Annotated in this window: 19 protein-coding genes; 10 read left to right on the top strand and 9 right to left on the bottom strand. The window is 59.6% G+C overall.

Translation table 11 applies throughout. The annotated features are described in order from the left end of the window. The first annotated feature begins 90 nt into the window (after nucleotides 1–90). Nucleotides 91–1,365 (top strand): glucose-1-phosphate adenylyltransferase, encoded by a 1,275-nt coding sequence (gene glgC / locus NOM67_RS05075; protein ID WP_041207494.1) that lies wholly within the window; start codon nucleotides 91–93, stop codon nucleotides 1,363–1,365. Nucleotides 1,366–1,466: 101 nt separating this feature from the next. On the opposite strand, the gene NOM67_RS05070 is transcribed toward glgC, so the two are convergent. Beyond that, on the bottom strand, nucleotides 1,467–3,464 hold the full coding sequence (locus tag NOM67_RS05070) for a hypothetical protein (protein WP_156852617.1): 1,998 nt from the start codon (nucleotides 3,462–3,464) through the stop codon (nucleotides 1,467–1,469). A gap of 184 nt (nucleotides 3,465–3,648) precedes the next feature. After that, on the bottom strand, nucleotides 3,649–4,200 hold the full coding sequence (locus NOM67_RS05065) for a lipoprotein (RefSeq protein ID WP_042032329.1): 552 nt from the start codon (nucleotides 4,198–4,200) through the stop codon (nucleotides 3,649–3,651). Between the two features lie 164 nt (nucleotides 4,201–4,364). On the opposite strand from NOM67_RS05065, the gene NOM67_RS05060 reads away from it, so the two are divergent. After that, nucleotides 4,365–5,135: a hypothetical protein gene (locus tag NOM67_RS05060; protein ID WP_156852618.1), complete on the top strand. Its 771-nt coding sequence runs from the start codon at nucleotides 4,365–4,367 to the stop codon at nucleotides 5,133–5,135. 35 nt (nucleotides 5,136–5,170) lie between these two features. Here NOM67_RS05060 and NOM67_RS05055 read toward each other — a convergent pair whose 3' ends face one another. The 3 genes from NOM67_RS05055 to NOM67_RS05045 all read right to left on the bottom strand — a co-directional run bounded on the left by NOM67_RS05055 (nucleotide 5,171) and on the right by NOM67_RS05045 (nucleotide 8,702). Continuing rightward, nucleotides 5,171–5,632, bottom strand: a complete 462-nt coding sequence (locus NOM67_RS05055) for a DUF2919 domain-containing protein (RefSeq protein WP_043851066.1) — start codon at nucleotides 5,630–5,632, stop codon at nucleotides 5,171–5,173. Nucleotides 5,633–5,781: 149 nt separating this feature from the next. Further along, nucleotides 5,782–6,729, bottom strand: coding sequence for a magnesium/cobalt transporter CorA (gene corA, locus NOM67_RS05050; RefSeq protein ID WP_026456618.1), 948 nt, complete (start codon nucleotides 6,727–6,729; stop codon nucleotides 5,782–5,784). Nucleotides 6,730–7,058: 329 nt separating this feature from the next. Next, nucleotides 7,059–8,702: an electron transfer flavoprotein-ubiquinone oxidoreductase gene (locus NOM67_RS05045; protein ID WP_255934357.1), complete on the bottom strand. Its 1,644-nt coding sequence runs from the start codon at nucleotides 8,700–8,702 to the stop codon at nucleotides 7,059–7,061. 147 nt (nucleotides 8,703–8,849) lie between these two features. On the opposite strand from NOM67_RS05045, the gene NOM67_RS05040 reads away from it, so the two are divergent. The 5 genes from NOM67_RS05040 to aroG all read left to right on the top strand — a co-directional run bounded on the left by NOM67_RS05040 (nucleotide 8,850) and on the right by aroG (nucleotide 14,546). Next, nucleotides 8,850–9,599: an electron transfer flavoprotein subunit beta/FixA family protein gene (locus NOM67_RS05040; protein ID WP_156852620.1), complete on the top strand. Its 750-nt coding sequence runs from the start codon at nucleotides 8,850–8,852 to the stop codon at nucleotides 9,597–9,599. Continuing rightward, entirely contained in the window at nucleotides 9,596–10,522 is a 927-nt protein-coding gene (locus NOM67_RS05035; RefSeq protein WP_156852621.1) for an electron transfer flavoprotein subunit alpha/FixB family protein, read from the top strand. Before NOM67_RS05040 ends, NOM67_RS05035 begins: the two co-directional genes overlap by 4 nt. Nucleotides 10,523–10,746: 224 nt before the next feature. Then, nucleotides 10,747–11,835 carry a 3-phosphoserine/phosphohydroxythreonine transaminase gene (serC, locus tag NOM67_RS05030; protein ID WP_255934354.1) on the top strand — a complete coding sequence of 363 codons (1,089 nt, stop codon included), beginning with the start codon at nucleotides 10,747–10,749 and terminating at the stop codon, nucleotides 11,833–11,835. 168 nt (nucleotides 11,836–12,003) lie between these two features. After that, a complete protein-coding gene (gene aroA, locus NOM67_RS05025; protein ID WP_043851062.1) occupies nucleotides 12,004–13,287 on the top strand; it encodes a 3-phosphoshikimate 1-carboxyvinyltransferase in 1,284 nt (427 codons plus the stop codon). A gap of 203 nt (nucleotides 13,288–13,490) precedes the next feature. Continuing rightward, complete coding sequence (gene aroG, locus NOM67_RS05020; RefSeq protein WP_041207504.1) at nucleotides 13,491–14,546, top strand: 3-deoxy-7-phosphoheptulonate synthase AroG; 1,056 nt, start codon at nucleotides 13,491–13,493, stop codon at nucleotides 14,544–14,546. Between the two features lie 87 nt (nucleotides 14,547–14,633). Here the strand turns inward: aroG and NOM67_RS05015 are convergent, their stop codons facing one another. Next, a complete protein-coding gene (locus NOM67_RS05015; protein ID WP_198037943.1) occupies nucleotides 14,634–16,229 on the bottom strand; it encodes a methyl-accepting chemotaxis protein in 1,596 nt (531 codons plus the stop codon). A 251-nt stretch (nucleotides 16,230–16,480) separates the two neighbouring features. Between NOM67_RS05015 and hutW the strand changes: the two genes are divergently transcribed. Next, nucleotides 16,481–17,866, top strand: coding sequence for a heme anaerobic degradation radical SAM methyltransferase ChuW/HutW (gene hutW / locus NOM67_RS05010; protein WP_156852623.1), 1,386 nt, complete (start codon nucleotides 16,481–16,483; stop codon nucleotides 17,864–17,866). A gap of 102 nt (nucleotides 17,867–17,968) precedes the next feature. Here the strand turns inward: hutW and NOM67_RS05005 are convergent, their stop codons facing one another. Both NOM67_RS05005 and NOM67_RS05000 read right to left on the bottom strand, forming a co-directional pair. Beyond that, entirely contained in the window at nucleotides 17,969–19,351 is a 1,383-nt protein-coding gene (locus tag NOM67_RS05005) for a DEAD/DEAH box helicase (protein WP_185227017.1), read from the bottom strand. 160 nt (nucleotides 19,352–19,511) lie between these two features. Next, a complete protein-coding gene (locus NOM67_RS05000) occupies nucleotides 19,512–19,988 on the bottom strand; it encodes a glutathione peroxidase (protein ID WP_255934348.1) in 477 nt (158 codons plus the stop codon). Nucleotides 19,989–20,331: 343 nt separating this feature from the next. On the opposite strand from NOM67_RS05000, the gene NOM67_RS04995 reads away from it, so the two are divergent. Beyond that, nucleotides 20,332–20,940, top strand: a complete 609-nt coding sequence (locus tag NOM67_RS04995; protein WP_209298693.1) for a 2OG-Fe(II) oxygenase — start codon at nucleotides 20,332–20,334, stop codon at nucleotides 20,938–20,940. Between the two features lie 203 nt (nucleotides 20,941–21,143). Then, complete coding sequence (locus tag NOM67_RS04990; protein WP_043851057.1) at nucleotides 21,144–22,133, top strand: D-alanine--D-alanine ligase; 990 nt, start codon at nucleotides 21,144–21,146, stop codon at nucleotides 22,131–22,133. 169 nt (nucleotides 22,134–22,302) lie between these two features. Here NOM67_RS04990 and mngB read toward each other — a convergent pair whose 3' ends face one another. Further along, entirely contained in the window at nucleotides 22,303–24,957 is a 2,655-nt protein-coding gene (mngB, locus tag NOM67_RS04985) for a mannosylglycerate hydrolase (protein WP_255934344.1), read from the bottom strand. Nucleotides 24,958–25,038 lie beyond the last annotated feature (81 nt).

The following is a 25,038-nucleotide window of genomic DNA, read 5'->3' as shown; positions in this document are numbered from 1 at the left end:
GATCGGTTAAATGTGAGTGAAACCACTTTCAGTGCTACTGAAACAGGCGAAGATGGGTTGAAAATAGATCAAACAAGGCAGAGGTAAATCATGTTGTTAGAGCCCGAAAATAGTGCCAAAGCACGTCAGTTGTTGAACCAGAGTATGGCACTGGTGTTGGCGGGAGGACGTGGCAGTCGCCTGAAGCAGTTGACCGACAACCGCGCCAAACCGGCCGTCCATTTCGGCGGCAAGTTCCGCATCATCGATTTTGTACTCTCCAACTGTATCAACTCGGGGATCCGCCGCGTGGGGGTAGTGACCCAGTACAAATCCCACAGCCTGCTGCGCCATCTGCAATCAGGCTGGTCTTTCCTGCGCTACCAGATGAATGAGTTCATCGATTTGCTGCCTGCCCAGCAGCGGGTGGACGAGGTGCACTGGTATCGCGGTACTGCCGATGCCATCTATCAGAACGTCGACATCATTCGCGACTACGGCCCCAAATACATAGTGGTGCTGGCGGGGGATCACATCTACAAGATGGACTACGCCGCCATGCTGCTCGATCACGTGCGTCTCGGTGCCAAGGTCACGGTAGCCTGCATCGAGGTGCCGCGCGCCGAGGCGTCAGCCTTTGGCATCATGGATATCGACGAGCAGCGCAAGATCCGCGCCTTCGTGGAGAAACCCGCCAACCCGCCCGCCATGCCGGGGTGTGATGATCGCTCTCTTGCCTCCATGGGGATCTACATTTTCGAGGCGGAGTATCTCTACCAGCTGCTGGAGGAAGACATTCTAAACCAGGACTCCAAACACGATTTCGGGATGGATGTGATCCCCCGCATCGTGGAGGAGGGGCTGGCCTTTGCTCACCCCTTCAACATGTCCTGTGTCGGGGCGCGCGAGGGACAAAAGCCCTACTGGCGTGATGTTGGTACCCTGGATTCATTCTGGGAAGCGAACATGGACCTCGCCTCCGTCTTGCCCGAGCTCGATATTTACGATCAAAACTGGCCTATCTGGACCAGCCAGACCCTGACACCGCCCGCCAAGTTCGTGCAGGACAGAAATGGCCAGCACGGCATGACCATCAACTCCATGTTTGCCGGTGGAACCATCGTCAGCGGTTCGTTCGTGCTCAACTCGGTGCTCTTTACCAACGTGCGGGTGCACTCCTTCTGTACTCTCGATCAGGCGGTCATTTTCCCGGGGGTCGAGATCGGTACCGGCTGCCGTCTGCGCCGGGTGGTGGTGGACAAGGGCTGCAAGGTGCCAGACGGGCTGGTGGTGGGCGAGAATGCGGATGAGGATGCACGCCGCTTCTATCGCTCCGAGCAGGGCATTGTGTTGGTGACCAAGGAGATGCTGGACAAGCTGGGTTAACCCAAGCGAATTAATTGAAGTGCCCTGAAATGAAGAGTCAGACGCTGTAACGCAAAGGGAGCCATCAAGGCTCCCTTTTTCATCCGGGTGAATGGTGCGAATTACTCGCTGACCACCGCTTTGGCGGCCATCACCATGGCGGTGCCGTGCTTGCCACCGGCGGCGGTCACTTGCGGTACGCCATCTTCATCGGTGTCACCACCGGCGCCTTCGATGACGTTCTCGCCGGAGTCGCCGACCCACTCGGCCATCTGCATGCCGCCGTTGACGGTGCCGCGGAACCAGCTGACGTACTGACCGGTCAACTTGGCCAGCTCCAGTTCGGGCGCCTTCTCGGCCCCTTCGTTGCGCAGGCTCAGCATGGCAGAACGCAGCGCGCCGGAGATGGCAGCCTGGGTCCAGGGGGTGTACTCGCCCTGTTTGCCAGCCAGCCAGGTGCCCGCTTTGGCACTGAAATAGGCCTTGTCAGCGGCGATAAACAGCTCGCGCGCGGCGGTGCGGTACTTGGCATCGGAAGTCGCGAGGAACGCCGCGGTCAGGCCGCGGATAGCAGCAAACTGGGCATCAACGGATTGCGCCTTGTTTACCTTGCCACCCAGTGTCAGACCATCGTGTACCAGCCCGTTGTTCCCCTTGAGATTGGCAAGGATGAAATCGGCCTGCTTGCGGATAAGCTCAAGCGCCTGCTGACCCTGCCTGGTCTTGAGGTTCAGCTCGCCATTGTCACCGGCGGCGTAACCGACCGGCAGCGCATCCTGAGCGCGCTGGAAGATCTGCAGGGCGACCAGTGCGTAAGCTGCGTCAAAGGTGGTGACGTGCTTGCTCTGTTTGCCTGCCTGCCAGCTATCTACCAGAGTGCCGGCCTTGCCATCAAAGTGCAGGGCAGTCAGGTTTTTGAAGGTGAAGCTGGAGAGGTTGAGCGCCAGCGAGAAGGCATCGCTGCCCGCCACCGCCTTGCCCAGATCATTGGTCTGGTTGGCCTTGGGGGTTGCAGCAAACGGCTCACCGTCAAACACGGCGTGGAAGGCCGGATTCTGGTTGGTGTTGGCCGTGCGCTGGTCGCTGAAAGCGTAGAACTCGGAGAGTGGCCACAGCATCATCCAGGCATCGCGCAGCTGGGCTGAGCCATCCACTACGTCGAGCTTGCCGATGGCGCCCGCATCGTTGTTGCGAGTCTCGGTCACTTTCACCTGATGGGGGAAGTAGATAACGCCCTTGGCCGGATCATACTGCGGGGTGATCTTGGCTCCCAGTTGCTTGCCATCGAAGCCGAGCTGGTTCTGCATGATGGTCAGCTTGTCGATGGATTGCTCGGTCAGCATCATGCCGTTGAAGCCGTCGGCGGCGGAGACGCCGAGCTTGTGCTTGCCATCCTGATCCATGGTGGTGGAGGCTGCCTCTACCTCTTCATCGCTCTCGGCCACGTGCATGCCGCCGAGGAAGTCCTGGGACCACATCACCTCTTTGAGCAGAATGCCGCCGACCGCTGCGGGCACCAGCAGGTTGTCACTGCCGCTCCAGCGCAGGGTGGTGTAGTCGCGGAAGTAGGCCGGAACCTGGGTCTTGACAGTTTTCTCGACACCTTTGGCGGTCTTGATGGTGCTCTGGTCACCATTGACCGGAGTAGTATTCACAGCCTCGGCAAACTCCGGGTTGGCGGAGGCGTAGGGCAGGGAGAGAGGGTACATGCCTTGCGGGATCTCGTCAGCCGGGAAGCCAACTGCCTCCGCCATGGCCATGACCCGTTTGCCGAGATCGGCCATGGTGCCGCCACGGGCCAGGTTCTGCGGCCCGTTCACCAGATGGGGGCCCATGCCGGACTGATAGTTGAGGGCGTACATCGCCTCTTCGGAGTATTCATAGGATTCGATGCCGGCGGCGAAGTCGAACGGGGTCGGCTCATCGGCGCGATTGGCATCCAGCACGTCCAGATCCAGCCCCAGCGCTTCGGCCAGCGGCTCGCCGGAGAGTTCAAATTCGGTATAGGCCAGCATGTTGGCGGCGGTGTTGAAAGTCTTGTCTTCAACCTTGACGGCTGCGTGTGCGATGCCACTCACCAGAGCACAGGCAACGGCCTGTACCAGAACGGTTTTTCTCATGTCCCTTTTCACCATTGGTTTTATTATTGACGCTTCTCATGACGAATCTAAATGAGAATGGTGTGCATTATGCTCTGTTCGCGCCGGGTTGAGAAGCAAAAAACCGCCCGGCAGCTTGTCTGGGGAACAGGACAAGAGGCCGGGCGGTTTGCACAACCAAGGTGAGGGGGGAGAAATTGCCTGATCAGAGCACCTTGAAGGGGATCACCAGACGACCCGGTTCCACCTTGAGATCTTCGACCTTGTCCTTGATCCTCGCTTCGTTTTTGCGGCTGCTGTCGAGGCGATAGACCGGCGTCTGCGACAGGAAGAGGGAGAGCGACTGATTGAAGGTAGGCAGGATAGGGGTCAATGCGGCACCAATGTTGGCCGGATCGGTCTGCACCGAGACCAGTTCGAGATCACGCAGATAGATAGCCCCCTGATCGGCGACATATTCCGGGCGGGCGCTCAGGGCAAAACGGACCTTCATCTGCTGGCTGCCAAGGGGGCTGCTTACCTGCAGGTCGCCAGCTGCATCGAGTTCGATGCGATCCGGTTGCTTGCGGCCGATACGGCTCTGCATCTCGTCAAGACGGATCTTGCTCGACATGATGCCGGGGATCCCCAGCTGTTTTTCAAAAGAGACCTGCTTTTTGAGGTACTGGTTGATTTCGGCTTCGCTGACGTTGTACTGGGTCAGCGAGCAGGCCGCCAGCAGCAGGGCGAGGGGGAGTAACAACAGCTGTTTCAGCATGAGAGGTTCCGGTTGGTCAACATAATGAGGCGTATCTTACGCGATAACCCGCCCCGGGCGGGAGTCTGATGACACGGTTGTTGCGAGGGGCATCTCGGAGGTTGGCTTTTGCCTGTGACGGGGTTCATCATCGAACAGCCGGTTCGGGTCCAGGAGGAGATGTGATGAGCAGTGTGACGAGATATGGATGCAGGTGGCTGCTGTGGCTCTGTTGTATGGCGGGGATATGGAGCTCACCTTCGTGGGCCGATGTGAAGGTGATCCCGGTATTCGAGGCGCAGGCCGCGGTGCAGACCCTCAAGGAGATCTATCCCCGGCTCGGAGTAAGCGCCATGGGCAATCAGCTGGTGCTGAGCGGGACGCCGGACCAATTGCAGGAAGCCGAGGCGACTCTGGCGCAAATCAACCAGCCACCGCAAAGCCTGCTTATCGAGTGGCGGGTCGATGGTGCCGCCAGCGGTCAACAACTGGGGGGCTCAATCAGTCGTGACGAGGCCAAACGGCAGTGGTTGCTCGATGGCAATGCCGAGCAGTACCAGCTCAGCCAGAACGACAGCTGGCAGGTGCGCGGGCTTTCGGGCCGACCCGTGCTGTTGCAAATGGGCTCCTATCAGCCGGTCACCTTCTATCAGTGGAACGGGGGCGCGGTAGTGGGGATGATGCCGCTGGTGAACGGCCTCTATGCCACGGCCACCTTGATTGGCGATCGGGTGCAGATTGCGCTGAGCAGCGAGCAGGCGAGGTTGGAGCAGGGAACTATCAATCGTGGGCAGAGTGCCACCGAGGTCAGTGGAGCCCCGGGCCAGTGGCTGACGGTGGGGGAGCTATCCACCAGCTCGGCGCAGCAGGGCAGCACTCTTGGTACGCAGTTGCAGGGCGGGCGTGGCAGCCAGAGCGATCGCCAGACCCTGCAGATCCGGGTTACTCCTCAATAGGACTGAATACCTCGCAAACCGTGTCCGGAGCCCCGTTAGTGGGGCTCATCGGCTGCATATTCGCGCAACTGGCGACTGCGCAGCAGATACCAGAGCGCCCAGAGGCTGGCGACCAGCACCAGCGCGGTGGGCCAGCTGAACGACCACTTCTGCAAGTTGAGGCTGTGCAGCTGCATCAGCAGGCCGCTGGTGGCAGAGCAGAGCAGCAGCAAGGGGCTATGGCGCCTGAGTCTGGCGCGAATGCCGCGGGTCTGCTGATAGGTGCCGCCACAGGCGAGCAGTGCCAGCATGGCGGGCACATCGGTCAGCAGGCTGATATAGAGAGTGAGCTTGTCGGGGTAGAAGAGCTCAAGGATCTCGCTGCCGCTCTGGCGGGTGACGCCAGCCATCAGAAAGAGCCAGACCGAGCGGGTCAGTAGCAGGGCGATGGGCCAGAACCAGAGAGGAGGGCGAAGCTGGCCGTGATCGTCATAGCGGTGTTCGGGGTAGAGGGTCATGGTTGCCCGATATCCATTCATAGAGTGCAAGTGATGCAGAGGATATGGGGCGAAGGCGAGCCCTTTGCAAGGCGAGGGAGGGGGCGGGAATTAATCGGGGGGCCATGCCCCCCCCAATGCGAGAATCTTTTTGTGCCGTGCTGCCGGCGTTATAGCCAGCCTTTGCGCTTGAAGAAGAGGCCGGTGCCGAGCGATGACATCACCATCAGCACCAGCGAGAGGGGATAACCATACTCCCAGGCGAGCTCCGGCATGCGGCCGAAGTTCATGCCGTAGATACTGGCGATCAAGGTCGGCGGCAGGAAGATTACGGCGGCTACCGAGAAGATCTTGATCACCTTGTTCTGCTCCAGATTGGTGACCCCCATGGAGGCCTCCAGCTGGAAGTTGATCTTGTCGAACAGGAACTGGGTGTGGGGCAACAGTGACTCCACGTCGTGCAGCATCTCGTCGATCCACTTGTTCTGCTCAAGGCTCATGCGCTGGCGCAGGCTGCGCTTGAGGAAGCGCAAGGCGCGACGGGTATCGTGCAGGGAGAGACGGATCTGACCGTTGGCCTCTTCCTGAGCCATCAACTCCTTGAGCATGGGGTTGATCTGATCCGGCTCGAAGATCTGATCGGCGGTGTTTTCCAAGGTCTTGTAACCATCTTCGATAAGGTCGGATAGGTACTCTACCTTGAGGTTTTGCACCTCCAGCAGGATGTCGAGGGCATCCTCCACCTCCAGCCGATCCTGGCGCATATAGTGGCGCAGCAGGCGTACCAGCCCGATGTCATCTTCCCGAATACTGATCAGCAGGTTGTTGCGCAGGGTAAAGGAGACGTGGACACCCTTGGTGTCACGACCGATCCGCTGGGGAAACAGGGAGTGAATGTGCAGACCATCGGTATCCCAGTAGAAACGGGCTGATGCTTCGATGTCGTCGAGCTCTTCCTTGTCGGGAACCTCTTCCAGGAACAGGCCCGTCAACCATTCTCGTTCTGCCGTGTCCGGCTTGTAGGCATCCAGCCAGACCGTGTTGTCAGGTACTATGTCGTCAGGCCCGAGCGTGACTATATCCAGCACCTTGTTATTGAGAATGTAGGCGGTGATCATCTGTCCCCCCTTAAAAAGTCATGGGTAATCAGGGATGGTTGCACAGGTCATGCGGCCTTAGATCGCTGCAGAAGGCGATCCCGTGGATAAGCAGATCGGGCCGATGGAAAACCTGAATGCGGCGAACTATACAGGGGCGGGCCGCGCTTGTCAGGGGCTATTCATTGGGGATTCAGCCTGTTTGTTCAAAAAAACAGCTGCAAGGTGGCGAGGTCGGAGCAGCTCGTCCCGTTTTGAGCGCTGCTCCTTGCGCATCTCTCCTTGCCTTCCTGCCCCCTTTATCCGAGCCCTTTGTTGCAGGCTCGTCTTAGAAACAGGTGAGCTGCAGCTCACATATTGGGATAGTTGGGCCCGGAGCCCCCTTGTGGCGGTGTCCAGACGATGTTTTGGCTGGGATCTTTAATGTCACAGGTCTTGCAGTGAATGCAGTTGGCGGCGTTGATCTGCAGTTTGGCCGCCCCCTCCGTTTCCAGCACCTCAAACACCCCTGCCGGGCAGTAGCGCTGGGCGGGCTCTCCCCAGGTTGGCAGGTTGACCTTTACCGGGATCAGCTCATCCTGCAGCTTGAGATGGCAGGGCTGATCCTCGTCGTGACTGGTGTTGGCGAGATAGACGGAGGAGAGTTTGTCGAAGCTGAGCTTGCCATCGGGTTTGGGGTAATGGATGGGCTCGCAGCGGCTGGCCATGCGCAGCTGGCGGTAATCTGGCTCCTTATCGATAAGTTTGAAGGGCGAGTTTGCGCCAAACAGCCGCTGCTCCAGCCAGTTAAAGGTGCCACCAAGCCAGGGGCCCCAGCGATGCAGGGCTGCGCCGAAGTTGCGGGCCGCGCCCAGCTCTTGTGCCAGCCAGCTCTGGTGCAGTTCGTCGGCATAGTGAACCAGATCCCGTCCTCCCTCATCGCCACCTCGCAGTGCCATCGCGACGGTTTTTGCCGCCAGCATCCCCGATTTCATGGCGGTGTGGATCCCCTTGATACGGGAAAAGTCGAGAGTGCCTGCATCGCAACCGATCAATAGGCCGCCGGGGAAGTGCATGCGGGGCAGGGAGTGCCAGCCTCCCTTGGTGATGGCGCGGGCACCATAGCTGATGCGCTCACCCCCTTGCAGCAGGTTGGCGATAAGCGGGTGGTGCTTGAGGCGCTGGAATTCGTCAAACGGGCTGAGCCAGGGATTCTGGTAGTTGAGATCGACTATCAGCCCGACCGAGACCTGATCTCCCTCCATCTGATAGAGATAGAAGCCGCCGTGACTGTGGTTCTCTCCTTCCTTGCCAAGAGGCCAGCCACTGCCATGGAGTACCTGTCCCGCCTTGCCCCGGCCAGCGGGAAGCTGCCACAGCTCCTTGAAACCGATGGCATAGTGTTGGGGCTGGGCGGTGTTTTCCAGATTGAATGTAGCTATCAGCTGTTTACCCAGATGGCCGCGGGCTCCCTCGGCAAAGAGGGTATAGCGGCCATAGAGCGCCATGCCGGGAACATGATCCGGTTTTGGATTGCCCGCGCGATCAAGTCCCAAATCGCCGGTGATCACCCCCTTGACCCTTCCCGCCTCCATGATAAGGTCGCTGGCGGTAAACCTCGGGTATATTTCGACTCCCAGCTGCTCCGCCTGCTGGCCAAGCCAGCGGCAAAGATTGCCGAGGCTGACGATGTGGCAGCCCTCATTGTGCATCCGTGGTGGCACGGCCCAGCTTGGCAGTTGCAGGGAGCGGTTCTCGTTTTGCAGCAAATGAACCTGATCGTCGCTGACCGCTACCCCGAGCGGTGCCTGCTGCCAGCTTTGTGGCAGCAGCTCCTTGAGGGCGACGGGATCCAGCAGCGCACCGGAGAGCAGATGAGCGCCAATTTCAGCGCCCTTTTCCAGCAGGCAGACCGAGAGGTTGGCATCTTGCTGTTTCAACGCGATGGCGGCGCTGAGCCCCGCCGGGCCGCCACCTACGATGACGACATCAAATTCCATTGCTTCCCGTTCCATCTTGCCTCTGCACCGAAGTTGACCTAGGGTAGTGATGGTAGTTTACGTAAACGTAAAGTGATTGTAAGCAAAAAATTAAGCGAAACACGGTGCAAAAGTGTAGGGACTGGTGAATGAATTCAATCCAAAGAGACGAGGCATGACCCCATGAAGCTGCTGGTCGCAATCAAACGGGTAGTGGATTACAACGTCAAGATCCGGGTCAGGGCGGATGGCTCCGATGTGGAGCTGGCCAATGTGAAGATGGGGATCAATCCCTTTTGTGAAATCGCGGTGGAAGAGGGTGTCCGGCTGCGTGAGGCCGGTATCGCCAGCGAGCTGGTGGTGGTGACCTTTGGCCCGGACGCGGCCGCCGAGCAGCTGCGCCATGTGCTGGCACTGGGGGCGGATCGGGCGCGCCACTATGTGACAGACGAGACGCTTGCGCCGCTGACGGTTGCACGGGCTTTGCAAAAAGTGTGTGAGCTGGAGCAGCCGGATCTGGTGCTGCTCGGCAAGCAGTCCATTGACTCGGACAACGGTCAGGTGGCCCAGATGCTGGCCGCCCTGACCGACTGGCCGCTTGCTACCTGCGTTTCTGCCATCAGGTTGGAAGGAGACGAATTGCGGGTGACCAGCGAAATCGATGGCGGGCTTGAAACCCTCGCCATGCCGCTGCCTGCTGTAGTGAGCGCCGATTTGCGATTGAACGAACCGCGCTTTGCATCGCTGCCCAACATCATGAAAGCCAAGCGCAAGCCGCTGGAGAGTGCCCCCTTTGCCGATCTCGCCGTTGTACCTGCCAACCAGACTCGTCTGCTCGGGGTGATGGCGCCACCAGCTCGCAAAGCCGGGATCAAGGTGAGTTCGGTGGATGAGCTGGTGGACAAACTCAAGCACGAGGCGAAGGTACTATGAGCGTATTGATCATTGCCGAACATCATCAGGGCCATCTGGCCGACAACGTCGCCCGCCTGGTTACGGCTGCCAGCCAACTGGGGGGTGAAGTGCATCTGCTGCTGGCGGGGCAGGGGATAAGCGAGGTGGGCCAGCAGGCGGCTGCGCTGAGCGGGGTGAGCAAGGTACTGCTGGCCGACTCTCCCGCACTGGCGGAAGGTCTGCTGGAGGGACTCGACAAGCTGCTGGCTCGCTGGTGCGAAGGTTACAGCCACTGCCTGATGGCGGTGAGCACCATGGGCAAGGCGCTGCTGCCCCAGATCGCTGCCCGGCTCGGGGTCGAGATGATCTCCGAGGTGACGGCTATCGAGAGCTGCGATACCTTTCTGCGCCCCATCTATGCGGGCAATGCCATCGCACGGGTGGCGAGCAGCGCCCCGATCAAGGTGATGACGGTGCGGGCGACGGCTTTTGCCAAGGCTCCGCAGGAAGGCAATGCTCCCGTCGAGAGTCTGGTAGTGCCCGAATTGACCCGTCGGACCCGCCTGATGGAGCGCCTTGCCGTGCGATCACCCCGACCCGAGCTGACTGCTGCGCGCGTGGTGGTTTCAGGTGGCCGAGCCCTTGGCTCCAAGGCGCAGTTTGCCCTGATTGAGGCGCTGGCCGACAAGCTGGGGGGGGCGGTCGGCGCATCGCGCGCTGCCGTCGATGCGGGTTTCGTCGCCAACGATCTGCAGGTTGGCCAGACTGGCAAGGTGGTCGCTCCCGAGCTCTATATCGCGGTTGGCATTTCTGGTGCCATTCAGCATCTGGCGGGGATGAAGGAGTCGAAGGTGATTGTGGCCATCAACAAGGACAGCGAAGCGCCCATCTTTCAGGTTGCCGACTACGGTCTGGTGGGCGATCTCTTCACCCTGCTGCCCGAGCTTACCGCCAAGGTGTAAATTTGTCGGAAAGGGCAGGGGCAACCCGTTTATGCGGTCTCTTGACCATTTCTGCGCATGTTCTCTGCAAGCCCTGACCCGTTCAGGGCTTTTTCTACTGAAAAGGGGAGCAAGAGTGACGGTAAAAGGTTGAGCCAGCTCCCAAAAAGCCTTTGATCCGCTGGCTGCTCTTGTGTAAAACCTGACAAGTCATCGATCACACTCATCCACTCACGGAAAGCGTCATGAGCAAACAGGTTTACAACTTCTGCGCCGGCCCCGCCATGTTGCCGGTTGAAGTCATGGAGCGCGCCCAGCGCGAATTTTGTAATTTTCAGGGGCTGGGAGCCTCGGTCATGGAGCTTTCCCACCGCGGCAAGCACTACATGGCGGTCGCCGAGAAGGCCGAGGCCGATCTGCGCGAGTTGCTGGCGGTGCCGGACAACTACAAGGTGCTGTTCATGCATGGGGGTGGACGGGGTCAGTTCTCCGCCGTGCCCATGAACCTGCTGGGCGGCGCCAACAAGAAGGCCGATTTTCTGCTGACCGGTGTCTGGTCGCAAGGGGCGGTGGATGAGGCGCAAAAGTACGGCGACATCCAGACCTGGCAAGGGGTTGCCAAAAACGAGCAGGGGATTACACACCTGTTGCCGACACCTGCGTTTCGCTCTGATGCCGCCTATGTGCACTACTGCCCGAATGAGACCATTGAAGGGATCGAGATGTTCGAGATCCCCGCAACCGGTGATGTACCGCTGGTGGCGGATCTCTCCTCGACCATCCTCTCCCGTCCCATCGATGTGAGCCGCTTTGGCATCATCTATGCCGGTGCCCAGAAAAATATCGGCCCGTCCGGGCTCGCCATCGCCATCGTGCGCGATGATCTGCTGGATCAGGCCAGAGCCGATGTGCCGTCGATTTTCGACTACAAGCTCACCGCCAAGAACGACTCCATGTTCAATACACCGCCCACCTACGCCTGGTATCTGGCCGGTCTGGTGTTCGAGTGGCTCAAGGAACAGGGTGGCCTTGCGGCGATGGAAGCGCGCAACAAGGAGAAAGCCGACTTCCTTTACGACTATCTCGATCAATCGAGCTTCTATAGCAATCAGGTGGATGTCAGCTGCCGTTCGCGGATGAACATCCCGTTCCAGCTGAAAAATGCCGAGCTGGACAAGCAGTTCCTGGCCGAATCGGAAGCTGCTGGCCTGCTGGCGCTCAAAGGTCACCGCATCGTCGGTGGCATGCGGGCCAGCATCTACAACGCCATGCCACTGGAGGGTGTGAAGGCGCTGGTCAGCTTTATGGATGAGTTTGCCAAGCGTCACGGCTGATCCGGTCCGCAGTTAATCCTGACGCCGGGCTTGCCCGGCGTCTTTTTTTCAACAACGACTGAATCTTAGCGTGCAGCCCCGTTTTTCCCCTGTCGCTGCCCTTGCCGAGCGGGGCGCGTACTGTTAACGTCCGGTCAGGTCATTTATTTGAGATTGCACAGGAAGTCTATGAATTCGTTGCGTTTGGAACCCATTTCTCGTGTGGCCGGTGAGGTCAATCTGCCCGGTTCAAAGAGTGTCTCTAACCGGGCGCTGCTGCTGGCGGCACTGGCCCGTGGTACTACCCGTTTGACCAACCTGCTCGACAGCGATGACATTCGTCACATGCTGGCGGCACTGACCCAGCTCGGGGTCAAGTACAAACTCTCTGCCGACAAGACCGAATGCACCGTGCAAGGCCTTGGCCGCAGTTTTGCCGTCAAAGAGCCGATCAATCTGTTCCTTGGCAATGCTGGCACTGCCATGCGCCCGCTCTGTGCCGCGCTGTGTCTGGGCTCCGGTGAGTACACCCTGGGCGGTGAGCCGCGCATGGAAGAGCGTCCCATCGGCCATCTGGTTGATGCCCTGCGTGAGGCGGGCGCTCATATCCAGTACCTGAAAAAAGATGGTTTTCCGCCGCTGGTGGTGGATGCCAAGGGGCTGTGGGGCGGCGACGTCCATGTCGATGGTTCCGTTTCCAGCCAGTTCCTGACCGCCTTCCTGATGGCTGCGCCCATGGCGGCTGGCGACACCCGCATCCATATCAAGGGGGAGCTGGTCTCCAAGCCCTACATCGATATCACCCTGCACATCATGAAGCAGTTCGGGGTGGTCATCGAGCACGACAACTACAAGCTGTTTTACATCAAGGGCAACCAGACCTACATCAGCCCGGGGGATTTTCTGGTTGAAGGGGATGCTTCCAGCGCCTCCTACTTCCTTGCGGCTGGCGCCATCAAGGGCAAGGTGCGGGTCACCGGCATCGGCAAGCACAGCATTCAGGGCGATATCCATTTCGCCGACGTACTGGAGAAGATGGGGGCGCGCATCACCTGGGGTGATGACTTTATCGAAGCGGAGCAGGCGCCGCTGCACGGCATCGATATGGATATGAACCATATTCCCGATGCTGCCATGACCATCGCGGTTGCGGCGCTGTTTGCCGAGGGGCCGACCTCCATTCGCAATATCTATAACTGGCGGGTGAAAGAGACCGATCGCCTGCATGCCATGGCGACCGAGCTGCGCAAGCTGGGCGTAGAAGTGGAGGAGGGGCGTGACTTCATTACCGTGATCCCGCCAACGCAGCTCAAGCACGCCGAGATCGATACCTATAACGATCACCGGATTGCCATGTGCTTCTCGCTGGTGGCACTGTCCGATACGCCGGTGACTATCAACGATCCCAAGTGCACCTCGAAGACCTTCCCGGACTACTTCGAAAAACTGGCCAGCATCAGCCAGCGCGATTAATCCCTCCAACATGATGGGGCCCGCCTTGTGCGGGCCTTTTTATCTCCGGCACGTTCGCAGTTAGCAGTTAGCAGTATTTCATTAACTTGCAAGATGCAGGTTAAAAAAACTTTCTTTAGTGATGTAATTTTCTATTTACACCAACTCGACTGCGGGCTATGTTGAGATTTCTTAATCTCAGTTATCTAGCAGGAAGCCTTGTCATGCAGCATCAAACCGACGACGTTCGTATCAGTGAAATCAAAGAGTTACTCCCTCCGGTTGCGGTGCTTGAGAAGTTTCCGGCGACCGAGACCGCCTCATCGACCGTGTTTGATTCCCGTCAGGCCATCCACCGTATCCTGAATGGTGAAGATGACCGTCTGCTGGTGGTCATTGGCCCCTGTTCCATTCATGATCCGGTTGCCGCCATCGAATATGGCAAGCGCCTCAAAGCGTTGCGCGACGAGCTGAAAGGTCAGCTGGAGATCGTGATGCGGGTCTACTTCGAAAAGCCGCGTACTACCGTGGGCTGGAAGGGGCTCATCAACGATCCGTACCTCGATAACAGCTGCAAGATCAATGACGGTCTGCGCCTGGGTCGCAAGCTGCTGCTCGATCTCAACGACATGGGGCTGCCGACCGCGTCCGAATTCCTCGATATGATCACGCCGCAATATGTGGCGGATCTGATGAGCTGGGGGGCGATCGGCGCCCGTACCACCGAATCCCAGGTGCATCGTGAGCTGGCTTCCGGTCTCTCTTGCCCGGTGGGCTTCAAGAACGGTACCGACGGCACTATCAAGGTGGCCATCGATGCCATCGGTGCTGCCAGTGCCCCCCATCACTTCCTGTCGGTCACCAAGTATGGCCACTCCGCCATCGTTGCAACCAAAGGGAACCCGGATTGTCACATCATCCTGCGTGGTGGCCGTGAACCTAACTACAGCGCAGCCCATGTCAGCGAGGTGGTGAAGGGGCTGGAGAAGGCCGGTCTGCCGCAAAAGGTGATGATCGACTTTAGTCACGCCAACAGCAGCAAACAGTTCAAGAACCAGATGGTCGTGGCGGACGATGTGGCTGATCAGCTGCGCGCCGGCAGCAAGGCTGTATTTGGCGTGATGGTGGAGAGCCATCTGGTGGAAGGGCGTCAGGATCTGGTCGAGGGCTGCGAGCTTACTTTCGGTCAGAGCATCACGGATGCCTGCATTGGTTGGGAAGATACCGAAACCCTGCTGCGCAATCTGGCCGATGCGGTCGCCACCCGCAACGCCCGCTGAGACGGATATGTCCGTGAGCTGATACAGCTAGGAATTGATACAAAGTAAAAGCGCGCCACAGGCGCGCTTTTTGTTGTCGGAGCTGGGTTACCAGCGATAGGTCTTGAGCAGGGCTTCCAGTTTCTGGCACTGCTCGACCAGCTGAATACTGGCGAGGTTGGCAGAATGAGCCTGACCCAGAGTATCGTTGGAGGTGTTGCGGATCTGGTTCACCGAGTGGTCCACCTCGTTGCAGACCCTGTCCTGCTCTTCGGCTGACTGGGCCATCTGGGCATTGAGATTATTGATCCGGGCGATGCGTTCAATGATGTTCTGCATGGCGGCCAGGGTCGCCTCGGTTTTGCTGATGCTCTCGTCCGCCTTGGTTTTTGCATCCCCGATCACCGTAACGGCGCTCTGGGCCTCTTTTTGCAAGGCTGCGATCATCTGGGAGATCTCCTCGCTGGCAGTGCGGCTGCGGTTGGAGAGGGCGCGCACCTCGTCGGCCACCACGGCAAAACCGCGTCCCTGCTCGCCGGCTCGCGCGGCCTCAATGGCGGCGTTGAGGGCCAGCAGGTTGGTCTGATCGGCGATCCCCTTGATCACTTCCAATACCCCATCCACGGCAAGACAGCGGCTGTCGAGCTGCTGGATCACCTGATCCACCCTGTCGATTTCGGTCGACATCTCGCCCATGTCGGTGATGGAGTGCTGGGCGAGACGGCTGGTATTGGCGGCATCCTGATTGGTGAGCGCGGAGAGCTCGGCACTGTGGCGGGCATGCTCACGTACTTCGTGGGAGCTGGCAGCGAGCTCGCTCACTGCGGCCGCCACCTGGGTGGTCATCCCCTCCTGCTGACGGGCCGAGTTTTCGGTCTGGGTGGCGACCTGGCGGATCTGGCTCGACTCCTGATAGAGCTGGTGCGTCGCTCCTTCCACCTCCTGCAAGCTGTGGCGGAAGCCCTGCACCATGTCGTTGACGGCGCGAGTCATCTGACCCAGCTCGTCCTGACTGTTGTTGACGAGAGGGAGGGCGAGGTTACGCTCTTTCGCCATCTGGATCATGGTGAGTTGCAACTGGCGCAGCGGCCGTTTGACGTAGCGCTGCAGCACCCACCAGAGCAGGCCGAAGCCCAGACCGAAAACAGCCGCCAGAGATCCGCTCAGAATAAAGTTGTTGTGGCGGATATCGTCGAAGGTATGGGTCAGGTCATAGCTGATCCTGACCGCTCCCATGACGGTTCCCTCATCCACCTGATGGCAGCTGGTGCACTGGGTGCCGCGATACTCCTTGTAGGCCTTGAACGGTTTGATCAGGGTGAGCTGGTTGCCCTGCTGTTGTAGGATGATATCCCCCTTCGTAATGGCGCGTTCATCGAGGGCATCCTGGGCTTTCTGGTCGGGATGGCCTGGGCCAAACAGATTGCTGACGGCGGGGGCACGGATAAGACGGGCTTCAACAATCCCGGCCTCGCTCTTGAGCTTGGTTTGCACTATCTGCCGGTTGGCCATGCCACCGGTCATCATCAATACGTTGAGCTGATCCATGTAGGTGTTGGCGGCGCTCTCTACCTTCTCTTCCGCCATGCGGATGGCGAGATCCCGTTGCAACCAGGCAGAGAGCTCGAAGCAGAGGGCAAAGGTGGAGCTGATGACCAGCGCAAGGGGGAGAAAGATTTTCCAGTTCAGTGAGAGGTTATGCATAGTGGCCGATCCCATGCCCTTTATCTGTTTTTATTGGTTCCCGTTTCATCTTGAGCGTAGACAAGGAGAGGCGGGGAGACAGTTTCCTATCGGCACACTTTAGTCACTCTTGAGTAAATAATCTGTTAAGCAGATCGGTAATAGAGGTTGCCAACAGGGCAATTTCAGATTGAGTGGCACCAAGAGTTGATCCTGCTCAAAAACACGCGAGTGATAATAATTATCATTGCTGTTATTTGCGAGTCATCACCATGATCCATCTAACTCCTTCCATGACCGGCGTGGCTTCGCCGGATCCTCTCAAGTTTGCCTTCAGTGCCAAAACCTCGGCACATGCCAGTCGGGGAGGGATCCGCCCCTTGTCACTCGATGAGCACCAATGGCAACAATGGTGGCAGCAAGAGAGCGATGCCGAAGAGCGCGCCCTCTATCTCCATATTCCGTTTTGTCGCAAGCGCTGCAGCTTCTGCAATTTCTTCGAAAATGGCGCCAATCCGGCGCGGATCAGCCGCTATGTCGACGGGTTGTGCGCATCGCTTGCCAGGGCCGCAGAGACGCCGCTGGTACAAAGCCGCCCCTTCTCGGCCGTCTATGTCGGGGGCGGAACCCCCACCGATATGAGTGCTGATGAGCTGGAAATGCTGGCCAGGATGATCCGGCGCTTTCCCCTGACGGCCGATGCCGAGGTGACCCTTGAGGGGCGCCTCAACGGTTTTGACGATGCCAAGTGGCAGGCTGCGCTGGGCGGCGGTTTCAACCGCTTTTCGTTCGGGGTGCAGAGTTTTGATACCTGTGTGCGCCAGCAGGCGGCGCGGATCGATGACAGGGAGACCCTGCTGACCCGCCTTGGTGAGCTGACTCGCGATGATGCGGCAGTGATCGTGGCGGATCTTATTTTCGGTCTGCCTGGTCAGGATGATGCCGTGTGGCAGCAGGACATCACGGATGTGATGGCGAGCGGCGTGCACGGGGTTGATCTCTACCAGCTTATCGCCATGCCGGGCACCAATCTGGATAGGGCCGGGCAGCAGGGCAAGCTGGGTTGGGCTGCCGATGGCCAGCAGCGGGCCGCCATGTACGCTTACGGCGGTCAACAACTGGAACAGCATGGTTGGGAGCGACTCTCCTGCAGTCACTGGCGACGCACTCCAGCCGAGCAGAGTCGCTATAACCAGATGGCCAAGCGCGGCGCCGAGATCCTCCCCTTTGGTGCAGGAGCCGGGGGCTCTATCCATGGCCATGGCGTGATGTACGGGCGGGATTTGGCCCAGTGGCACGAAGCGCAGGAGAAGGGAGTTCGGGCGCCCGGCATGGTGATGGGGCGCAATCCGAATGCGCGGATGGATGCTCTGCTGCGTGGCGCCCTCGACAGTGGCGTGTTGGCACTGACGCGCCTGCCAGCCTCACTGCGCAGCCATCTGATGCCGCTGTTCGACGCCTGGCGGCAACACGGGCTGGCCGATCTTGCAGGCGATCAACTGGTTCTGACGCTGGCGGGGCGCTTCTGGAACGTCAATATGCAGGCCGGGTTGTTCGAGTTTTTGCAGCACAATCCGGCTGATGGCAGCGAGCCTGCGTTGCAGCATGGCAAGCACCCAGATGGTAAACACCCCGGAGTACGCCACTCACTGGTGTAGGGCTTTACCCGATCGCCAAAAGCACAAAGGGAGCCGACGAGGCTCCCTTTGTCTGGTCAATCAGCTGTTTGGCCAACCAGTCTGGTGTAAGCACGGGACGAATTACTCGTCGTCGCTATCCTGATAGCTGTCGCGCTGGGCCCTTGGCAGACGGCGCATCGGGGTAAATCCGACATCCTCGCCTACCACTTCCCGTTTGCGGGCCGGGGCAGGCTTCTTGGCGGTATCGCCTTTGGCTTTGCCCTTGCCTGCTGCCGGTTTGCCCTTGCCACCCTTGGCATTGGCTGCGCCACGGGCGCGCGGCGGGTTCTGCACCGGCTTGCTGCCGGGCAGGGTCTGGCGGCTTGGCTTGCCGCTCGGCTCATACCCTTCGAGGATCTCCACGGAGAGGGATTGACCGATCAGGGCCTCGATCGCCTTGAGCTGACCCAACTCATCATGGCTGACCAGCGAGATGGCCTCGCCACCGCGACCGGCACGGCCGGTACGGCCGATACGGTGGATGTAATCCTCCGCCATTTGCGGCAGCTCGAAGTTGATCACGTGGGGCAGCTGATCGATGTCCAGGCCACGGGCGGCGATATCGGTTGCCACCAGCACCCGCACCTTGCCTTCCCGAAAATCGGCCAGCGCCCGGTTGCGGGCCCCCTGACTCTTGTCACCGTGAATGGCGACTGTGTCGAGACCATCTTTCTGCATCTGATGCGCAAGGCGATCGGCGATCTGCTTGGTGCGGACAAACACCAGCACCCGCTGCCAGTTGCCACGGCCAATCATGTGAGAGAGCAGCTCGCGGCGCCGCTCCCGATCGACCTGAATGATGCGCTGGGTCACCTGTTCGGCAGCCGTGTTGCTGGGATCGACCTCAATCAGGGTGGGGTCGTTCAGCAGATCGTCCGCCAGTGCCTTGATTTCACTGGAGAAGGTGGCAGAGAAGAGGAGGCTCTGCCGTTTGGCGGGCAGTGCCTTCATGATGCGGCGAATATCGACGATGAAGCCCATGTCGAGCATGCGATCCGCTTCATCCAACACCAGCACTTCCAGCTCGCTCAGGGTTAATGCGCCCTGGGTCAGCAGATCCAGCAGACGGCCCGGGGTGGCCACCAGAATGTCGATACCGAGCTTGATGGCATCCAGGTTGGGCTTGATGCTGACGCCACCGTAGGCGATCAGGGTACGAAACGGCAGGTGGTGGGCATATTTGATGATGCTCTCACCCACCTGGGCGGCCAGTTCGCGGGTCGGAGTCAGTACCAGGGCGCGCACCTGACGGCGACCGCGGCCATGGTTGGCCAGCAGCAGTTGCAGCATGGGCAGGGTGAAACCGGCTGTCTTGCCTGTGCCTGTCTGGGCTCCGCCGAGGACATCCTGACCAGCCAGAATAGCCGGAATGGCTTGCTGCTGGATGGGGGTTGGCTGTTCGTAACCCAGCTCCTTGACGGCCCGCAGGATGTGCGGGGAGAGACCCAGTTCGTTGAATGACATGTTCGAGAGAAACTCCTCTGGTGAGCCTTTGGCTCAGCGGATGACCGGCGCGGGCGCCAGCCACGATATGGAAATGATAACGGGGGCGTAATATAGCAAAAGAGCGGCCGGTGCGCAGTAGCTGTCGCACCGGCCGCTCTTTATGTGCCGCAAACAGCAATCAGAGCAGGTCGCGGATGGGGGCGACCAGACTCTCCGGCTTGGTGGTGGGAGCAAACCGCTCCACCACGTTGCCGTCACGGTCGATCAGGAATTTGGTGAAGTTCCACTTGACGTTTTCCAACCCCAGCAGCCCCGGTTTCTCCTTCTTGAGCCACTGATAGAGCGGGTGGGCCTGCTCGCCGTTGACATCGCACTTGGCCATGATGGGGAAGGTAACCTGGTAGTCCAAGGAGCAGAAACGGGCGATCTCCTCGGCATCCCCCGGCTCCTGTTGACCGAACTGGTTGCAGGGGAAACCCAGGATCTCCAGCCCCTCGGGCCCCAGCTCGCGATAGAGTGCTTCCAGCCCCTCGTATTGGGGGGTAAAACCGCAGCGGCTGGCCACATTGACCACCAGGATCACCTTGCCGGCCAGTTGGGCGAGCGGGTAGGGGGTGCCATCCAGTTGTTGCAGTGTCAGGTCGGGCAGAGGCATCACATCATCCTTTTGTTGATTGCATGTCGTTGATTGTACATAAGTTGCACAGTGTGCTTGCAGGAGGAAAAGGGGGTATTCCCATGGTCGCTACGGTATCGCTTGGCTCTTTTAACGGCAAGGCGTTACGTTAACGGACACCGATGCAATGGGGGGCGGCTCACACTTTTCTCCTCCATTACGCACCGGGTGAGGGCAGGATCACAATCGACCCGGAAAAAGGGGGCGCGGCCTGCCAAATCGGGTATTGATGGTGGGACTTCTCAAGAGAAGCAAACCGGTTTGTGCCTTTAGCGGGAAGCCGCTAAAAAGCGCTCTCTTTTCCACATGTTGCGAGTCAATCTTGGACTATCAAGCCGTCATGGATGCCATCTACACCCGAGGTTGGGTGATAGTGGACGATTTTTTAACTGCCGCAGAGGTGGATGCCCTCAAAGGGTGTCTGCCAGAGGAGTGGCAACCGGCCGGGATCGGCCGTGAAGGGCTCCATCAAGGCAACAGCGAGATCCGCCGCGACCAGATCTATTGGCTGGAGCCGTCGCTCGGGGCGCCGGTCGCCGATTATCTCGCCCGCATGGAGGCGCTGCGTCTGGCCGCCAACCGGATGTTGATGCTGGGATTGTTCGACTATGAAGCACATTTTGCCCGTTATCGTAGCGGCGACTTCTACGCGACCCATCGCGATGCCTTTGCCGGTCGCTCCAACCGGCGCCTGACGACGGTGTTCTACCTCAATAACGACTGGCAACCCGAAGCGGGCGGCGTCCTGCGCTTTTATGACAACGACGAGCAGTTCTTGATGGATGTGAGCCCCAAAGGGGGGCGGCTGGTGATCTTCCTCTCCGAAGAGTTTCCCCACGAAGTGCTGCCCGCCAATCAGGAGCGTTACAGCATTGCCGGCTGGTTTCGCATCAATGGCAGCGGCATGGGACGGGTCGATCCCCCTCGCTGACCCATGGGGCTGCGCGGTTTTTGACACAGGGCGCCCTTTTTCACCGCAAGATGTGGCTGGCAGGGCAGCCATCAGCTGACAAGGGTTTGTCTCCCTTGCTACACTGGCGCGCACTTATGTTCGTATCTGGCTTCGTCCGGTTTTGAATGCGGTGGTTTTTGAATGGTCATGACGAAGCCGCTTCTCCCAAGGGATCACATCTAATGAAGAACATGCATGTCTTGCTGCTGTGCGGCGGCGGTGGCTCCGAGCACGAAGTCTCTCTGCGCAGCGCCAATTTCCTCGAAAAACAACTCGCTCTCCTGCCCGGCGTCGAAGTGACCCGCGTCGAGATGTTTGCCGACCGCTGGCTCAGCGCCGATGGTCGCGAGTGCAAACTGGGGCTGGACAAGCTGCTCTCGTTTGACAGCGTGGCCCGTCCGGTAGACTACGTGGTGCCCTGCATCCACGGTTACCCGGGCGAGACCGGCGATCTGCAATCCTTCCTCGAGCTGGCTGGCCTGCCCTATCTGGGCTGCGACGCCGAAGCGAGCAAGATCTGCTTCAACAAGATCACCACCAAGCTGTGGCTCTCCGCCATCGGTATCCCCAACACCCCTTACCTGTTCCTGACCGAGCAGGGCGATGCGGCTCTGGCTGAGGCGAAAGCGGCACTGGCCAAGTGGGGCAAGGTCTTTATCAAGGCAGCCTCCCAGGGTTCTTCCGTTGGCTGCTACTCCGCCAGCAACGAAGCGGATCTGGTGAAGGGCATTGCCGATGCCTTCGGTTACTCCGAGCAGGTTCTGATCGAGAAAGCAGTCAAGCCGCGCGAGCTGGAAGTGGCTGTTTACCAGTATGGTGACGAGCTGGTGGCGACTTATCCGGGCGAGATCTGCGTGCCGCAGGACAAGTTCTACACCTATGAAGAGAAGTACAGCAGCGCCAGCCATACCGAGACTGCACTGCGTGCCGAAGGGCTGACCCAGGCTCAGGCTGACGCCATTCACGAGTACGCCCTCAAGGCGTTCCGTCAGCTGAAACTGACTCACCTCTCCCGTATCGACTTCTTCCTGACTGAGGAGGGCGAGATCCTGCTCAACGAGATCAACACCTTCCCGGGCATGACCTCCATCTCCATGTTCCCGAAACTGCTGGAGCATCACGGTCACGACTTCGCCCGCTACCTTGAGCAGATCCTGCGCAAGGCCAGCTAAGCGGATCGCTCTTGCTGACGGACGTTGATACCGTTCCAATAAAAATCCCCGCCAATTGGCGGGGATTTTTTTATGTCTTTATCAAGCGGGATAGGCCTGCCTGAGGGATAAGCAGGCGGGGAGGGGATGACTCTTTCCCGCCTGTTGCTACCTGTGGGTATACCTGCCGTTAGCCGCGATCCACCCGAAAGCGCACGCTGCGGGAGTGGCAGGGCGCCAGTTCGCCAAACTCGCCAGCAGCCAGCTCAAGGGGCAGGGGCTGCTCGTCCATCCGCACCGCTTGCCAGTCGCTCAGGGTGTGCTGGCTGGCCACCTTGCCACCCTCCAGCACCGCCTGCTCGCTCGGGTTGTAGACCCGGATCACCAGCGCCTCTTCATCCTCGGCCTTTTTCAGGGCGTTCAGCACCGGACCGGAGGGATCCATGGAGAGCAGACTGAAGTGCAGCGGGGTGGTGAAGCTTGCCTTGTTGAGCTTCATGGCATCGAACGGGATCTTGTTGTAGCAGCGCACCGGGGTGAGATAGCTGCGCGCTGCCTGCATCACGTTGGCGCTGATGTGATCACCGGCAAACGCCAGCAGGCTGAAACGGCAGCTGAGCTTGCCGCGCACCTGGGAGTCCGGGGTCGGCAGCTTGATGCCGGAGGGGCGACCCGGGCGCAGCAGCAGCTCCTCTTTACCGAGCACGCCGACCCCGCGCAGCAGGGTGAGTGCCAGAGTGTCGCACTGCTCGCCGATCACTTCAAACTCACGCAGACCGTCGCTCAGCACCGCCAGACCCTGCTTGCCATCTTGCAGGGCGACGAAGTTCATCAGCTGCCAGACCGGAATGGGGGCCTCTTTCCACCCTTCTGCCTCCCAGTTCGCCATGGCGCTGTCGCGGGTGGGGCGGGTGATGCAGCCAAACTGGTTGTCGGAGACTACGGTGTCGCTCGGGAAGGGGGTGGGGATCAGCACCCGCACTCTGTGATCATCTGCCTGATTGTCGAGCTCCAGCTCGATGTCGATGCGTGGGCTCTGATGCGCCAGCGTGATACGGCAGGTGACATCGAGGTGACCGTTGCACTGGCGGCTGGCCCGCTCGGCGAGGTTGGCCGGCAAGGCCATGCGCAGTTTGAGGGTCGCGATGCTCTGCCACGCTTCATGGGTGACCTCGCGGGTCACCGCAAACTCGGTGGAGTAGCGCAGCCACTCATCCCGCGATGGCGAGTAGTCATACTCGTCGCCATCATCGGAGCCCTCTTCCAGCGTGAGCACCTGATCAAAGGTGGTGCCGCGCAGCTTGTCCAGGATCTGCAAAGTGCCGTTGTCATTGAGGGCGATGCGGTAAAAATTGTTCTCCAGCAGCTTGCCGCTGGCCGTCACCGGTTGCTCCACTCCGGGCTGGTTGCCTTCGATATGGAGAGTGCAGTAGCCCATGGCCGGCAGCGGATGGCAGAGCTGGATGTCGTACTCCATAAAGGGATCGTAGTTGCCGTAGTGAACGATTTGTCTGTCCACCAGCCCCGGATCAATCTCGCGCTTGGCGCGGATGAAGTAGGGGATCGGCTGGCCCGCTTCATCGCGCAGGGCAAAGGATTGGGCGCGAATGCGGATGCTGGTGTTGATCACCTCCTGACGGGGGAAGGGCATCAGGTTGAACAGGCAGAGCTTGTCGGCCACCTGCATGCCGTCTTCACATAGCGCCACCGGCATGTTATCGACAATCTTGCGCATGTAGAAGCGGATCAGGTTTTCGGCCATGTCGTCGGCCAGAATGAAGCGGGTCATCACCTCCTGATGCACCTTGTCGCTGCAGCAGCAGCCGATGCTGTCATGGGCGTGGTTCTTCATGATCTCCTTCCACATCTTCTCCAATAGCCCGTGGTGGTACTCAAAGCCGAGCGCCCAGGCGATGCTTGCCAGCGGTTCGAGGATGTTGACGATCTTGTTCTCGATGGCGGCATGGGCCAGCTTGATGTCCATCCGGGTGGAGGAGATGGTGCGGTGTACCCGCATGTATTTGCCGTCGTTGAACTCCCCCTTGAGGGTGGCCAGCTGGTCGCGGCACGCCTCGATGCGCTCGAAGACCTGCTCGAAGCGGCTCATGTGGAATTCACGCTGGGGGTAGATCTCCCGCAGCTTGTCGATGATGGCGAAGATGTTCTGTTGCAGCGGCATCTGATCGTGGCCGTTGGGTAGCAGGATATCCTTAGTCACCGAGGCTTTCTCCAGCACCTCGAAGTAGGATTCGAGCCGCTTGCGCAGACCTGCCTCATCTTCCGGCAGGTACTTGCCGATGGCGTAGCCAAGCGGCAGTACCTGGGCGGTCACCTCGCTGCCATCGTTGCTCTGCCAGAGGAACTCGGTCTTGTCGGTACCGTGGCGCTCGGAGCAGCCGCGCCAGAACATGGCCCGCTCGATCCCGAAGCCGTTGAAAATGTGGGGCAGCTGGGAGGACATGCCGAACGAGTCGGGCAGGTAACCGATCTTCATCGGCTCACCAAGGCTGAGGCAGTCGCGCATCCCGTAGAGCAGGTTGCGCAGGATGGACTCGCCGCTTACCTGCATGGTGTCGGTCTGGGTGTACCAGGGGCCGATGATGAGTTTGCCCGCCTCCACCAGCGCCTTCACCCGGGCCTTGTTCTCGGGCTGGATGGCGAAGTAATCCTCCAGCACCGCGGTCTGGCCGTCCAGCACATAGAACTTGTAGTCGGGGTCGGATTCAAGCCGCGCCAGGATCTCCGCCATGTTGTTGACCAGCAGGATGCGGGACACCTCGGTGGTGAAGTACCACTCCCGATCCCAGTGCATGTGTGGCGTGATGTGAACTCGTGAAACTGTCATGACAATGATCCTTTGCTGACGCACGGCGGCCCTTGCCTGCCGTGCGGAAAAATAGTCTGTTGAAAAAACGGTGGTGAAGAT

Origin of the sequence: Aeromonas sp. SG16, from assembly GCF_024436135.1 — a bacterium.
Classification (GTDB): domain Bacteria; phylum Pseudomonadota; class Gammaproteobacteria; order Enterobacterales; family Aeromonadaceae; genus Aeromonas; species Aeromonas jandaei.
The sequence above is the reverse complement of the archived record's forward strand: the minus strand, read 5'-3'. Positions and strand labels throughout refer to the sequence as shown.